We start from the raw sequence: 13,982 nt of genomic DNA, 5'->3' as shown, positions 1-13,982 counted from the left end.
GTCAATGGGTGGTGTCCGTCGCCTCCTCGATCGCGGCGAGCGCGGGGTCGAGCACGACGTCCTCGTCCCGCGCCGCGACCGTCGGTTCCTCGGGGAAGTGGCACGCGGTCAGATGCCCCTCCCGGTTTCCTTCCAGCCGTACCAGCGGCGGCGTCGTCGAGGCGCACAGGTCCCGCGCCTTCCAGCACCGGGTCCGGAACCGGCACCCGGACGGCGGGTCGATCGGCGACGGCACGTCACCGGCGAGCCGGATCCGCTCCCGCCCCTCGCCCTCGTCGTCCACCACCGCCTCCGGCACCGCGGACAGCAGCGCGTGCGTGTACGGGTGGCGCGGTCCGTCGTAGATCGACGCCCGGTCGCCGATCTCGACGATCCGGCCGAGGTACATCACCGCGACCCGCTGCGAGAAGTGCCGCACGATCGCCAGGTCGTGGGCGACGAACAGGAACGCGATGCCCAGCTCGCGCCGCAGCTCCTGGAGCAGGTTCACCACCTGCGCCTGGATGGAGACGTCCAGGGCCGACACCGGCTCGTCCGCGACGATCAGCCGGGGCTGGAGCCCCAGCGCCCGCGCCACTCCGATGCGCTGGCGCTGCCCGCCGGAGAACTCGTGCGGGAAGCGGTTGTAGTGCTCGGGGTTGAGCCCGACGATCTCCAGGAGCTCGCGCACCCGCTTCTCCCGGCCGCCGGGCGGGTTGACGCCGTTGACGACCATCGGGTTGGAGATGATGTCGCCCACCGTCTGGCGCGGGTTGAGCGAGGCGAACGGGTCCTGGAAGATCATCTGGATCTCGGACCGGATCGGCGCCAGCTCCTTGCGCGAGGCGTGGCTGATGTCCCGGCCCTCGTACGTGATGGTGCCCCGGGTCGGTTCGAGCAGCCGGGTGATCAGCCGCCCGGTGGTCGACTTGCCGCACCCCGACTCGCCGACCAGGCCCAGGCTCTCGCCGTGCCCGATGGTGAAGTCCACGCCGTCCACCGCCCGTACGTCCCCGACGTGGCGTTTGAGGACCAGGCCGCTGTTGATCGGGAAGTACTTGGTGAGCCCGGCCACCTCCAGGAGGGGGGCGGTCGGGCCCGCGTCCGCGCGGCCGTCCTGGTCGCGGGGCGCCGGAACCTTGGTGAGGCTCAGCTCTTCGCTCATGATGTTTCTCGACTCCTGGTCGGGACCGGTACGGCCGGGTCAGCGCAGCCGGGGACGGATCTGCTCGGCGAAGATGGTCTCTTTCTGAGTGCTCGTCAGATGACAGGCGGAGCCGTTGCGTTCGCCGTCCGGGATGGCCGGGCGCGCGGTGCGGCACACGCCCCCCGCCACCTTGTCGGGGAAGGCGCACCGGGGGTGGAAGGGGCACCCCGGCGGCGGCGCGAGCAGGCTGGGCGGGGCGCCGGGGATCGGTACGAGCGGCTGGTCGACCGGCGAGTCCAGCCGGGGGATCGAGCCGAGCAGCCCCCAGCTGTAGGGGTGGCGGGGGGTGCGCATGATCTCCCGGACCGTGCCGCGCTCCACACAGCGCCCCGCGTACATCACCATCACGTCGTCCGCGGTCTTGGCGACCACGCCCAGGTCGTGGGTGATGATGATGATCGCCGAGCCGGTCTCCCGCTGGAGGTCCTTGAGCAGGTCGAGGATCTGCGCCTGGACGGTCACGTCGAGCGCGGTCGTCGGCTCGTCCGCGATGATCAGCTCCGGGTCGCAGACCAGCGCCATCGCGATCATCGCGCGCTGGCGCATCCCGCCGGAGAACTGGTGCGGATAGTCGTCGACCCGCATCCTGGGCTGGGGGATGCCGACCTTCTCCAGCATCTGGATCGCCCGCTCCCGGGCCTCCTTGCGCGAGGCGCCCATGTGCTTCATGAACGGCTCGGCGATCTGCCGGCCCACCGTGTAGTACGGCGAGAGCGCGGCCAGCGAGTCCTGGAAGATCATGGCCATCTTCTTGCCGCGCAGCTGCGCCAGCTGCCGCTCCGAGGCCCCGGTCAGCTCCTGGCCGTCCAGCAGGATCTCGCCCCGGATCGTGGTGTTGCGCGGGTTGTGCAGCCCGAGCACGGCGAGGTTGGTGACCGACTTGCCGGAGCCCGACTCGCCGACGATGCCCAGCGTGGAGCCGCGCTCCAGGTCGAAGGAGAGCCCGTCGACCGCCTTGACGGTGCCGTCCTCGGTGGCGAAGTGCACGTACAGGTCACGGACCGAGAGGAAGCCGCGCGACGGGCCGGGCACCGGCTGCGCCTCGGGCTTGCTGAGGGTGCTCACGGACGGTTCTCCTCCGGAGGTTCCTGGGCCCCGGGATCCCGGGGCCCCGACGGGCGACGAGCTCTCAGGAGAGCCGGATCCGCGGGTCGATGAAGGCGTACGCCATGTCGACCACGATGTTGCAGAGCACGATGATCGTGGCGCCGATCAGCATCACCGCCATCTCCAGCGGCAGGTCGCTGCGGAGCACGGCCTGCACCGACAGCGAGCCGAGACCGTGGAGGCCGAAGGTGACCTCGGTGATGATCGCGCCGCCGAGCACGGCGCTGAGGTCGACGCCGAAGATGGTGACGACGGTGGCCATCGCCCCGCGCAGCGCGTACCGCAGGAAGACGTAGCGCGAGCTCATGCCCTTGGCGCGGGCCGCGCGGATGTGGTCCTCCGACATCTGCTCGACCATCAGCGAGCGCGTCTGGCGGCTGTAGTTGGACCAGAAGATCACCGACAGGATCAGACACGGCAGCAGCAGTCCGGAGACCGAACCGGCCGGGTCGCTGCCCCAGCTCGGGTCGTGGCCGCGGTCGAGCAGGTGCATCTTGGTGGAGAGGAGCAGGATCGCGATCGGGCCGATGAAGTAGATCTGCACGGACTGGCCGAGCAGCGAGGCGGAGCTGGCGATGCGGTCGAACAGCTTGCCCTGCTGCCAGGCGGAGACCAGGCCGAGGCCCACGCCGACGGTCAGGAAGATCGCGGCGCCGCCGATGCCCAGCGACAGCGTCGTCGGATAGCGGTCGGAGATCGTGCTCCACACCAGCTGCTGGTCGGCGAAGGAGTAGCCGAAGCAGGGCGCCGGGCAGTGCCCGACGGGCATGTCGCGCCCGGCGAAGATGCCGACCATGAAGTGCCAGTACTGCACCCAGATGGGGTGGTCGAGCCCGAGGTTCTTGCGGATGAGGGCGACGTTCTGGGGGTCGCAGTTCTTGCCGCAGGACAGCAGCGCGGGATCGGAGGGCAGGAAGAAGAAGAGGAAGTAGGTGATGGCGCTGATGAGCAGCAGGATGACCGCGGCGCCGAGCAGTCGTCGCACGAGGAAACGGAGCATCGGACTCTTCCGTCTGTATGCGGTCCCCGGCCCGTGAGGCGGGCCGGGGACCGGGCCGCCACTGCTACTGCTTCACGAAGATGGTGCTCGGGTTGATGGTGCCGAAGACCTGGTTGTAGGTGACGCCGCCGAGGCCGTCGCCGTGCAGGTTGAAGTACTTGTCGTAGATGAACGGGATCTGCGACGTGTCGGTCTGCAGCACGTACTCGGAGAGCTTGCGCCACTCGCCGTTCTGCTGGTTGATGTCGGTGATCGCCATGATCCGGTCGATCTCGGAGTTCACCTTCGGGTCGTTCAGGAACGCGTAGTTGTTGGTGCCGTCCTGGAGGTTGCGGCCGTCCATCGTGGGCGGAACCACGGTCGAGGCGCTCGGCCAGTCGGCGCCCCAGCCGGTGCGGTAGATGTCGAACGGCGTGTTCACCTTGCCGACGACCGTGTAGTACGAGGTCGGGTCGATGGCCTTGCGCTCCACCTGGAAGCCGGCCTTCTCCAGCGCCTTCTGCAGGGTCAGCGAGACGGCCTGCCAGCGGGGGGTGTTGGCGTAGGCGTAGGAGAGCTTGACCGGGGTGGTGACCCCGGCGTCCTTCAGCAGCTGCTTGGCCTTCTCGGGGTCGCCCATCGGCTTGGCGAGCTTGCCGAACGGGTCGAACTTCTCCCACCCGGCCACGGTCGGGCTGAGCAGCGTGGTGCCGAGCTCGCCCTGCGCGCCGCCGCCGAACGCCTGCTGGACCTGCTGCATCGGGAAGGCGTACATGATCGCCTGGCGGACCTTGGGGTTGGTGATCCGCTTGGTGTTGATGTTCATGACCTCGACGTACGGCTGGTACTCGTTGACGATCCGCGACTTGTACTGCGAGTCCGTCGTGAGGGTCTGCATCTTCGACGGGTCCGCGGAGCCGGACAGGTTCACGGCGTACTTGTCGGGCCCGGACTGTGCGGCCAGCCGGTTGGTGAGACCGGGCTCGCCGATGCCGAGCTGGAACTCCCACTTGTCGGGGTAGGCGTTGCGGATCGGGTCGGACTTGGGGTCCCAGTTGGTGTTGCGCACGAACGACAGCGACTTGCCCGGCTTGTAGTCGGCGATCTTGTACGGGCCGGAGGCGACCGGGTGGTTGTTGTACTTCTGCTTGTCGTCCTTGGCCTTGGGCACCGGCGAGACGTTCGGCATGGACATCGCGTACGGGGCGTCCGCGTGCGCGTCCTTGAAGTGGAAGACGACGGTCTTGTCGTTGGGCGTCGCCAGCACCGTGTCGGGCAGCTCCTGGCCGGTGTACGGGCCCTTGTACGCCTTGCGGTAGTCGGGGCCGAACATCCACTTCTGGACGTACTGCGGGCCCTGCGTCTGGTAGTCCGCGAAGAGCCGCTCGATGCCGTACTTGATGTCCTTGGACGTGATCGGCGTGCCGTCCTCGAACTTCAGGTTGTCCTTGAGGGTGTACGTCCAGGTCTTGGCGCCGTCCGACGGGGTACCGGTGTCGGTGGCGAGGTCGCCCACCAGAATCGTTTTGCCGGTCTTGGCGTCGATCTTGTAGCCGGTCAGCGAGCGGTTGTAGAGCAGTTGCAGCGAGAGCATGTCGCTGACGTACTGCTGGCCCGGGTCCAGATAGTCGAATCCCGCCTGGTCCAGGTCGTACGCGGTACCGCCCGGTTTCGCACCCTCGATCGGAACCGCCGGGCCGGTGGAATCGGCCTTGCTGCCGATGCCGAAGTTCTGCACCGACGCCTTCTTGTCGTCGCCCGCGGGCTTCTTGCTGTCGTCGGCCCCGCCGCTGCTGCACGCGGCGGTCAGTGTCAGGGCTCCCACCGCCAGGAACGCGGAGGCGTAGTGCGCCTTGCGAATTCTCATTGATTCCTGCCTGTCAGGATGTGGACGGTTCAGCGGACGGTCTTGGGGTCGAGTGCGTCCCGGACCGAATCCCCGAGCAGGTTGAAGGCGACGACGAAGATCAGCATCGCGATGCCGGGGAAGAACATGAAGGTGACGTCGGACTCGAAGTACGACGCACCCGACTGGAAAAGCAGTCCCCAGTCCGGGGTCGGCGGCTGGATTCCGACGCCGAGAAAGGAAAGTCCCGCCTCCGCCGTGACATTGGCCGGAAGGAGGAGTGTGGCCTGGACGAGGACGGTCGACCAGATGTTCGGCAAGATCTCTTTCCGGATGATCCGCCAGTTCGAGGCGCCGCTGAGCCGGGCCGCCTCGATGAATTCGCGTTCGCGCAGCGAGAGCACCTGGGCCCGCACCAGCCGGCCCACCACCATCCATCCGAGCAGGAACTGCACCAGGATCAGCGCCACGATCCGCACATAGGTCGGCTCCTCGTCGCGCGGCGAGACGAACAGCGCGACGATCACCGGGGTGAAGGCGATGAAGAACAGCTGCTGCGGGAACGACAGCATCAGGTCCGAGAACCGGCCCAGGAAGTAGTCGACCTTCCCGTGCATATAGCCCTGGACCAGGCCGATCAGCACCCCGGTGGCCACCGAGACCACGGTGACGGCCAGGGAGATGAACAGCGAGGTCCGGATGCCGTAGATCAACAGCGTGAAGACGTCGCGGCCCAGGTTGGGTTCGACGCCGAACCAGAAGTCGCCGTCGACGCCGCCGTTGGGCTTCAGCGGGATGCCGTAGCTGTTCAGCAGGCCGCGGTCCTGCCCGTACAGCTGATAAGGATCTTTCCCGTACAGCTTCGCGATCAAGGGCGCCGCGAAAGCGACGAGAATGAAGGCGAGCACGGTGACGGCACAGGCGATTCCCACCCGGTCGCGTTTGAACCGCGCCCATGCGAGACGGCCGGGAGAACGTCCGATGAGTTCGGTCGCCGTCAGTCCCGTGCCCGTTCCGGAATCCCCGCCGGGCGGCAGGGGATCAGTTGGTTCAGTGGCGGCCTGGGTTGAACTCGTCATCGCACACAGCCCCCGCACCGAGAGAGTCGAAGAGAGACGAACAGCGCCCGCAGGCGTCATTGATTGAGCGGAACACTCATGCGCCCGGCCTTGTGCGTCAAGAGGTTTGAGCATGCTTGTGTGTGATCACGGGAGAACTTGGCACAAGATTTCGCACATTGAGGCGACCACGTGCTTGACAAGGCTGCGGAGCGGGCGACATGGCTCCATAAATGCCCATCAATTTCGTTAACAAGCAGGCAACTTGACTGACGCAACTCCGATATACGAACGCGCCACGCTGAACACCGTACGGCCGTGCGGGTGCCGTAGGCCGGCCGGGGGCCCCAGGGCGCCCCGGCCGGCCGCCGCCGCCCCGCACGGGTCTCGCACCCCTCTTGTCCAGCCCCGCACCCCGGGTGGAGGATGCCGCCGAGCGTGCGCTCGCCAGGCCAACCGGGGGGACGGCAAGGGGTATGCGGCAGCCACAGGCACTCATGGGCGGGGCGCGGCTGACCGGGGCCCTGCTCTGCGTGTTCCTCGCGCTGCTCACGGCCGCCTGGATCGCCCGGGACATCCATGCCGCCGACGGCCTCGCCGACCTGTGGTGGTTCTGGACCGGCGCCCCCAAGCACCGCGGCTCCGCCCCGCTGACCACCGGTTTCGCCGATCTCGTGCTGCTCCTGGTCTATGCCGTCGCCGCCGTGGTGGTGCCCCGCTCGCCGGTGGCCGCCGCCGTCCTCGTCTGCGTCGGAGCGGTAACCGCCGCGCTGCGCGTCTCCTCGCTGTGGGTGCTGCACGACCACTGGACCGACTCCACCGCCCTGCACGATCTGCACCGGCGGGCGGTGCTCAGCACCTTCGCCGCGCTCGCCGCCGGACTGGCGCTGGTGATCACGGCCGCCGCCGGACGCGGCCCGCGCGACGCCGGGGCCCCGCCCGGTCCGGTCCGGCCGGGCGCCGGCGCCGGGATCGCCGCGTGCGTGCTGCTGGGCGCCGCGGCGGCGGTGGCGGTCGCCTGGGAGGTGTACTGGGCGGACCGGTTGCCCGGGGCGGTCTACCGGCGGCGGTTCAGCGGCGACGGGCTGCCGCTGCTCTGGCTGCCCGCCGGGTGGACGACCGCCGTGGTCGCGGTGGTCGCGCTGACGGCCGCGGGCGGGGGAGCGGCGCGGGCCGTCTTCGCCCGGCCGCTGGGGCTGATCGGGGCCGCCTTCTTCACCGCGTCGGGTCTGACCGGCCTCACCCTGGCCGTCCGCTTCGAGCTCTTCGACCACTACGGGGACCTGTCCACCAGCGATCAGCTCACCGTGGTGACCTGGATCTTCCAACTGGCCGCCGGGCTCGCGCTGCTCCCGGTGCTCGCGCGGCGCGGGCCCGTGGACCCGGCGGACGCGGCCGGGACGGGGCTGCCGCCGGGGCAGTGGCCGCCGTATCCCCCGCAGGACGGTCGCCCGGGCGGCTTCGGCCCGCCGCCCCCGGGGTTCGGCCCGCCCCCGCCGCCGTCCTCCCCGCCGCCCGGGTGGTGAGCGGCGGGCCGGGCGCCGGGCGCGGGGAAGGAGGGCGGCGGGGTGGCGGGTCCGGGCTCAGATTCCCAACGACCGCTTCAGGAAGTCCACTTGGAGCAGCAGCAGGTTCTCCGCCACCTCCTCCTGCGGGGTCATGTGGGTGACACCGGTGAGCGGCAGCACCTCGTGCGGGCGCCCGGCGGCGAGCAGCGCCGAGGAGAGCCGCAGGGTGTGCGCGGCCACCACGTTGTCGTCGGCGAGCCCGTGGATGATCATCAACGGCCGGTGCGCGGCGGCCGGTTGGACCAGCCCGGCGTCGCAGACCAGCGAGTTCGCCTCGTACACCGCGGGGCCGCTCCCCGGGTCGCCCAGATAGCGCTCGGTGTAGTGGGTGTCGTAGAGCCGCCAGTCGGTCACCGGGGCCCCGGCGATCCCGGCGTGGAAGACGTCGGGGCGGCGCAGCACCGCGAGCGCCGAGAGGTAGCCGCCGAAGGACCAGCCGCGCATCGCCACCCGGCCCAGGTCCAGCGGGAAGCGCCCGGCCAGCGCGTGCAGCGCCTCGACCTGGTCGTCGAGGGTGAGCGTGAGGTCGTCCCGGATCGCCTTCTCCCAGCCGGGGGAGCGGCCGGGGGCGCCCCGCCCGTCGGCCACGACCACCGCGAACCCCTGGTCGGCGAACCACTGGGAGGTGAGGTGGGCGTTGTGGGCGGCGAGGACCCGGGGGCCGTGGGGGCCGCCGTAGGGGTCCATCAGGACCGGGAGCGGACCGTCGGATTCCGAGTACCCGGCGGGGAGCAGCACGGCGCACGGGATGCGGCGCGCGCCTCCCTCGGTCAGCCGCACCCGGGCGGTGAGCACGGGGGTGTGCGCGTACGAGGCGATCGTGGCGACCTGCTTGCCGTCCCGCTCCACCCGGACCGTGGTGCCAGGGCTGTCGGAACGGGCCGAAGTGAGTACCGTCACCGGTCCGCCCCGGGCCGCCGAGTGCACCCCGGCACCCTCCGAAACCCGCTCGATACCCAGCTCATTGACCCGGTACACATGGATCTCGCCGGTTTCGGGTGCACGGGACGCCTCGCCCGCCGACGCGGACACCAGTACATCGTCCGCTCCGATGTCGAGCACGGCCCGGATCTGCAACTGGTCCCCGGTCAGCGGACGGTCGCCCACCGCCAGTACGCGCGCCCCGCCCTCGTCGGCGATCCGCACCAGCCGTCCGTCCGGTGCCCACGCCGGAACGCCGGGGAAAAGATCGAGCCAAATATCGTCCTCGTCGACATGGACCGTACGGGTCGCCCCCGACCCCGGGTCCACCGTGAGGCACGTCTGCAGCCGCTGGTCCCTGGCCTGGACGAGCAGCAGCGGGGCGCCCGCCGCCGACCAGTGCACCCGCGCCAGATAGGGGTGGCGCGCCCGGTCCCAGACCACCTCGGTGCGGGACCCGTCGAGCCCGTAGAGGAAGAGCCGCACCTCGGCGTTGGCGGTGCCCGCCGCCGGATAGGCGACGCGCTGCGGCTCGCGGTCCGGGTTGGCCGGGTCGGAGATCCACCAGCGCCGCACCGGGCTCTCGTCGACCCGCGCCACCAGCAGCTTCTCGCCGTCCGGCGACCACCAGTGACCGCGCGAGCGGTCCATCTCCTCGGCCGCGATGAACTCCGCCAGGCCGTAGGTCACCTCGGGCGACTCCGGCTCGGCCAGCGCCCGGTCGGCCTCGCCGCCGGCCCCGGTCACCCGCAGCGCGCCCCCCGAGACATAGGCGACGCGGCGGCCGTCGGGGGAGGGCCGGGGGTCGATCACCGGCCCCGGCACGGCCAGTTCACGGGTGGTCCCGGCCCGCAGCTCGGCGGTGAAGAGCCGCCCCGACAGGGTGAAGGCGGCCAGCTCCACGGCCGCGTCGGTGGCATAGCCGACGATCCCGGCGGCCCCCTCGCGGCTGCGCTCGCGCCGGACCCGCTCCTGCTCGGAGAGCTCCTCCGCGCCGCCGTCGAGCAGCGCGCGCGGGTCGGCCGCGAGCCGCTCTTCGGCGGCGCCGTCGGCGAGGTCGAGGACCCAGAGCGCATTGGCCGGATCCGTACCCTCCGGGGACCTCAGAAAGACCACCCTGCTGCCGTCGGGCGCGACCGAGAAGGCGCGGGGCGCACCGAACGTGTACCGCTGTGTCCTGGCGTACTGACGGGGAAACGAGGGCTCCCCAGGGGCATTTGAGGTCATGGGGCGAACCTAGCGGCAGGGGTCTTCGCCCGCCCGTTCGTGGCGGGTGTGCGCCCCTTGTGCGCCCGTGCACCGATCAATGCGTTCTGCTGGATAGTTATGATCCATAGTGGGGGGTGGGTATGACATCTGCATGCCCCCAGGCACGCTGCTCTGCCCGACCGACTGGCCCTGCCCGACCGACAGATGGAGGTGAACCGCCGTGGCACTCTCGATTTCGGCGGTGGTGCTGCTGGCGATCATCGTCTTCCTGCTGGTCAGGAAGTCCGGGCTGAAAGCCGGACACGCGGTGGTCTGCACCCTGCTCGGGTTCTACCTCGCCAGTTCGTCCATGGCGCCCACCATCAACGACCTCACCAACAACGTCGCGGGCATGATCAGCGACATCAAGTTCTGACCCGGCCGGTCCGGCCGGGGGATCCGAGGCATGCCGCCGCGCGGCATGCCTCGTAGGCTGTCCCCATGACGGATCTCCCCGCCCGGCGGCTGCTGCTGGTGCACGCGCACCCCGACGACGAGTCGATCAACAACGGCGCCACCATGGCCCGCTACGCCGCCGAAGGCGCCCTGGTCACGCTGGTGACCTGCACCCTGGGCGAGGAGGGCGAGGTCATCCCGCCGGACCTCGCGCACCTGGCCGCCGACCGGGACGACCGGCTCGGCGCCCACCGCGTGGGGGAGCTCGCCGCCGCGATGAAGGAGCTCGGGGTCACCGACCACCGCTTCCTCGGCGGCCCCGGCCGCTTCCGCGACTCCGGGATGATGGGCGTGGCGCAGAACCACCGCGCGGGCGCGTTCTGGAACACCGACGTCGACGACGCCGCGCCCCACCTGGTCGAGGTCGTCCGCGAGGTCCGCCCGCAGGTCCTGGTGACCTACGACTCCAACGGCGGCTACGGCCACCCCGACCACATCCAGGCCCACCGGGTGGCGATGCGCGCGGCGGAGCTCGCCGCCGAGCCCGGCTACCGCCCCGACCTGGGGGAGCCGCACGCCATCGCCAAGCTGTACTGGAACCGGGTGCCGCGCTCGGCCGCCGAGGCCGGGTTCGCCCGGCTGCGCGCCTCCGGGGTCTCCTTCCCCGGCATCGCCGAGGTCGGCGACATCCCGGGCGTGGTCGACGACGAGCGGATCACCGCCGAGATCGACGGCGCGGACTTCGCCGTGGCCAAGGCCGCCGCGATGCGCGCCCACCTCAGCCAGATCGCCGTCGACGGACCGTTCTTCGCGCTCTCCAACGACCTGGGCCAGCCGCTCTTCTCCGTCGAGTACTACGAGTTGGTCGACGGCGAATCCGGCGCACCGGCCGGGGAGCGCGAGCACGACCTGTTCGCCGGAGTGGACGCCTGATGAGCGGATCGTCCCGTACCTCCGTCCCGCCCGGCCGGACCGGCGTCAACGGCCGTACGGCGGGCGCCCGCCCCGGGCGGATCGCCGCCTTCGCCGCCCTGTTCGTGCTCGGCGCGCTCACCGGGGCCGCGGGCGCGCTCGTCCAAGCCGCCTGGTTCCCCGGCGGATTGCTGCTCTCGCTGGCCGCGGCGGCCGGGCTCTTCTGGACCGGTACGGCCCTGACGGGCAGCCGCGGCGGGGTCGGTGCCTCGGGCGCGGGCTGGCTGGTGGCGGTGCTGTTCCTCACCGCCACCCGCCCCGAGGGCGACTTCGTGTTCGGCGCGGGGATCGGCAGTTACGTCTTCCTGCTCGGCGGCATGGTCGCCGCTGTGATCTGCGCCACGGTCGGCAACCTCGCGCAACCGGTGGGGGATTCGGCCCGACTTGGCAAGTGACGTGCGCGGTCCCGGCGGCGCAGTACTGGGTGTGGCGGCCCGCTTCCCCGGGCCGTCCGGTGCGCGCGTGCGACGGCCAGTATGGTGGTGCGCGCCGCCGAGCCCCCCGCACACAGGCACACGAGACAAGAGCGGGTGGCGGAGCCGATCGGGAGAGAACCTGCCTTGAGTCGTGAAACTGACAGTTCGACCTCCGGCCCCAAGGGGCGCGGCGGAGCCGCGTACCCGTCGGGTACCCCGCCGTACGGGACGCCGCGCTCTTCGGGCCACGACGCCCCGGAGGCCGCCCTCGCCGGGCCGGACGAGCCGAAGACCGAGACCACGCTGACGACGCGGATCCGGATCAACATCCCCGGGTCCCGGCCGATCCCGCCGGTGGTGATGAGAACGCCGGTGAGCGACGCCGACAAGGCGTCCGCCGAAGAGGCCGAGCGCGAGCGGACCCCCGAGGTGCCGCGGCCCGCCGAGCCCGCCGCGCCCGCGGCCGAGGAGAAGCCGGCCAGCGACTGGTTCGCGCCCCGCAAGGCCGGGCCCCCGACCCCGCCGGCCGGTACTCCGCGCCAGACCCTTCCGTACTTCTCGGACGGTGCCCAGGGCGCGCCGCCCGCCGACCCGTCCACCACGGGCGCCTTCCCGCGCCCCGGCGGCCGGGGGGCAGACGGCTTCGCGCCCGGGAACGGTGACGCCCCGGCCGCCCACGGCTACGCCCCGGCCCCGGAGACGGGCGCCCCCCAGGGCGGCGGCTTCGGCCCCGGCCCGGCCCGCGGCCCCGGTGGCGCCGCCGCCAACGGCTCGGGCCGCGCGGTCTCCGGCGGCGGTCCCGCCGGACCCACCACCGGCCCCGTCCCCGGCACCGCCGCGCTGCCCACCCGGCCGGTCGGCGCCCGCACCGGACAGCAGCGGCCCGGTACCCCGGGCGTGCCGCCCGGCCCCGGCGGCACGCCCAGCCACGGCGTTCCGGTCGTGGACACGCGCGGACCCGCCCCGACCCCGGCCCACGGCACCCCGCTGATGGACGAGCGCGGGATGCGGCCGGGCCCGGCCGCGCCGCTGTCCGGCGGGCTCTCCGACGACACCGCGATCCTCACCCCGCAGGCCCCGGTGCCGGGCGCGGGGGCGGGCGCCGCCGCGCCGCCCGCGGGCCATGTCTCGGGCGACACGCTGACCAGCGGCATCCCGGTCGTACCCGCGGAGAACCGGGCCCCCTTCCCCGGCGGTCCGGGCGCGGGCCCCGACCTCACCCCGCGGATGTCCGACGGACCGGCCGCCGCCCCCGAGCGCGAGGCCCCGGCGGCTCCCGCCCGTACCGCCGCGCCCGCCAAGAAGAAGGGCCGCTCCAAGCTGGTCCTGCTCGGCGTCGCGGTGTTCGCCGCGGCCGGTGTCGCCTACGGCGCGGGGCTGCTGCTCAACCACTCCGAGGTCCCCAAGGGCACCACGGTCCTCGGCGTCGACATCGGCGGCGGCAGCAAGGAGCAGGCCGTCGCCAAGCTGGACGCCACGCTCGGCAAGCGCGCTGCCCTGCCGCTGCGGCTGACCGTCGACGGCAAGAAGGAGTCGCTCGCCCCCGACAAGGCCGGTCTCACCCTGGACAGCCAGGCGACCGTGCGGGGCGCGGCGGGCAGCGACTACAACCCGGTCTCCGTCATCTCCTCGCTCTTCGGCGGCAAGCGCGTGGCCGAGCCGGTCATCCCGGTCGACGAGGAGAAGCTGGGGGTCGCGCTGACGGATCTGGCGGGCGCCTCGGGCTCGGCGGTCGAGGGCACGATCAAGTTCGTCCCGGGCAAGGCGGTGGCCGTGCCGGGCAAGGCGGGCAAGAGCCTCGACGTCAACCGCTCGATGCTCGCGGTCAAGGACGCGTACCGCACGCAGGTCCAGACCGGGAAGCCGGACGAGGTGCAGCTGCCGGTCACCGGCCGCCAGCCCACCGTCGCCCAGGCCGAGATCGACCGGGCGATGAAGGAGTTCGCCGAGCCCGCGATGTCCGGTCTGATCACCATCAAGGCGGGCGGCCGGAAGATCGACTTCGGTCCGGCCAGGTCGCTGCCGAAGATCCTCTCCATGAAGGCGATCGACGGGAAGCTGGTCGAGGTCTACGACAAGAAGGCGATCAACGACCTCATGGGCGGCACCTTCGCCGGGGTGATGATCACCAAGGGCGACGGCCAGAAGCACCAGCTGTCCGCCGACGACGTGGCCAAGGCGATGCAGGGTGCGCTGCGCGGCAAGTCCAAGGCCGAGCGGACCGTGACGATCTCCCTCAACCCGAGCTGACCAGCGGTTCAACCACCCGTCGCCCCCGTACGCGC

General features: G+C 71.5%; 11 protein-coding genes. 5 read left to right on the top strand and 6 right to left on the bottom strand.

Annotated elements, in window-relative coordinates:
* Position 1 precedes the first annotated feature (1 nt).
* The 5 genes from AB5J87_RS12730 to AB5J87_RS12710 all read right to left on the bottom strand — a co-directional run bounded on the left by AB5J87_RS12730 (position 2) and on the right by AB5J87_RS12710 (position 6,197).
* The gene (locus AB5J87_RS12730; protein WP_369376605.1) at positions 2–1,144 is read right to left on the bottom strand and encodes an ABC transporter ATP-binding protein; all 1,143 of its coding nucleotides are present in this window, start codon (positions 1,142–1,144) and stop codon (positions 2–4) included.
* A gap of 39 nt (positions 1,145–1,183) precedes the next feature.
* On the bottom strand, positions 1,184–2,251 hold the full coding sequence (locus AB5J87_RS12725; RefSeq protein WP_369376603.1) for an ABC transporter ATP-binding protein: 1,068 nt from the start codon (positions 2,249–2,251) through the stop codon (positions 1,184–1,186).
* A 64-nt stretch (positions 2,252–2,315) separates the two neighbouring features.
* A complete protein-coding gene (locus tag AB5J87_RS12720) occupies positions 2,316–3,293 on the bottom strand; it encodes an ABC transporter permease (protein WP_369376601.1) in 978 nt (325 codons plus the stop codon).
* 64 nt (positions 3,294–3,357) lie between these two features.
* The gene (locus AB5J87_RS12715; RefSeq protein ID WP_369376599.1) at positions 3,358–5,139 is read right to left on the bottom strand and encodes an ABC transporter substrate-binding protein; all 1,782 of its coding nucleotides are present in this window, start codon (positions 5,137–5,139) and stop codon (positions 3,358–3,360) included.
* Between the two features lie 29 nt (positions 5,140–5,168).
* Positions 5,169–6,197, bottom strand: a complete 1,029-nt coding sequence (locus AB5J87_RS12710; RefSeq protein ID WP_369383498.1) for an ABC transporter permease — start codon at positions 6,195–6,197, stop codon at positions 5,169–5,171.
* A gap of 455 nt (positions 6,198–6,652) precedes the next feature.
* On the opposite strand from AB5J87_RS12710, the gene AB5J87_RS12705 reads away from it, so the two are divergent.
* A complete protein-coding gene (locus AB5J87_RS12705) occupies positions 6,653–7,702 on the top strand; it encodes a hypothetical protein (protein WP_369376597.1) in 1,050 nt (349 codons plus the stop codon).
* Between the two features lie 57 nt (positions 7,703–7,759).
* Here AB5J87_RS12705 and AB5J87_RS12700 read toward each other — a convergent pair whose 3' ends face one another.
* Positions 7,760–9,892: a prolyl oligopeptidase family serine peptidase gene (locus AB5J87_RS12700; protein ID WP_369376595.1), complete on the bottom strand. Its 2,133-nt coding sequence runs from the start codon at positions 9,890–9,892 to the stop codon at positions 7,760–7,762.
* Between the two features lie 202 nt (positions 9,893–10,094).
* Between AB5J87_RS12700 and AB5J87_RS12695 the strand changes: the two genes are divergently transcribed.
* The 4 genes from AB5J87_RS12695 (at position 10,095) to AB5J87_RS12680 (ending at position 13,947) form a co-directional block, all read left to right on the top strand.
* Complete coding sequence (locus tag AB5J87_RS12695; RefSeq protein WP_369376594.1) at positions 10,095–10,289, top strand: hypothetical protein; 195 nt, start codon at positions 10,095–10,097, stop codon at positions 10,287–10,289.
* Between the two features lie 65 nt (positions 10,290–10,354).
* Positions 10,355–11,242, top strand: a complete 888-nt coding sequence (gene mshB / locus AB5J87_RS12690; RefSeq protein WP_369376592.1) for an N-acetyl-1-D-myo-inositol-2-amino-2-deoxy-alpha-D-glucopyranoside deacetylase — start codon at positions 10,355–10,357, stop codon at positions 11,240–11,242.
* Positions 11,242–11,676 carry a DUF6113 family protein gene (locus AB5J87_RS12685; protein ID WP_369376590.1) on the top strand — a complete coding sequence of 145 codons (435 nt, stop codon included), beginning with the start codon at positions 11,242–11,244 and terminating at the stop codon, positions 11,674–11,676. Before mshB ends, AB5J87_RS12685 begins: the two co-directional genes overlap by 1 nt.
* 165 nt (positions 11,677–11,841) lie before the next feature.
* Positions 11,842–13,947, top strand: coding sequence for a hypothetical protein (locus tag AB5J87_RS12680; protein WP_369376588.1), 2,106 nt, complete (start codon positions 11,842–11,844; stop codon positions 13,945–13,947).
* The last annotated feature ends 35 nt before the right edge of the window (positions 13,948–13,982 follow it).

The sequence above is a fragment of the Streptomyces sp. cg36 genome (assembly GCF_041080675.1).
Taxonomy (GTDB): Bacteria; Actinomycetota; Actinomycetes; order Streptomycetales; family Streptomycetaceae; genus Streptomyces.
The sequence above is the reverse complement of the archived record's forward strand: the minus strand, read 5'-3'. Positions and strand labels throughout refer to the sequence as shown.

What these genes read in the sequence shown, in the direction of transcription:
- AB5J87_RS12730 (WP_369376605.1), bottom strand. Translation starts at nt 1,144, where the DNA reads ATGAGCGAAGAGCTGAGCCTCACCAAGGTTCCGGCGCCCCGCGACCAG.
- AB5J87_RS12710 (WP_369383498.1), bottom strand. Translation starts at nt 6,197, where the DNA reads ATGACGAGTTCAACCCAGGCCGCCACTGAACCAACTGATCCCCTGCCG.
- AB5J87_RS12705 (WP_369376597.1), top strand. Translation starts at nt 6,653, where the DNA reads ATGCGGCAGCCACAGGCACTCATGGGCGGGGCGCGGCTGACCGGGGCC.
- AB5J87_RS12720 (WP_369376601.1), bottom strand. Translation starts at nt 3,293, where the DNA reads ATGCTCCGTTTCCTCGTGCGACGACTGCTCGGCGCCGCGGTCATCCTG.
- mshB (WP_369376592.1), top strand. Translation starts at nt 10,355, where the DNA reads ATGACGGATCTCCCCGCCCGGCGGCTGCTGCTGGTGCACGCGCACCCC.
- AB5J87_RS12715 (WP_369376599.1), bottom strand. Translation starts at nt 5,139, where the DNA reads ATGAGAATTCGCAAGGCGCACTACGCCTCCGCGTTCCTGGCGGTGGGA.
- AB5J87_RS12700 (WP_369376595.1), bottom strand. Translation starts at nt 9,892, where the DNA reads ATGACCTCAAATGCCCCTGGGGAGCCCTCGTTTCCCCGTCAGTACGCC.
- AB5J87_RS12685 (WP_369376590.1), top strand. Translation starts at nt 11,242, where the DNA reads ATGAGCGGATCGTCCCGTACCTCCGTCCCGCCCGGCCGGACCGGCGTC.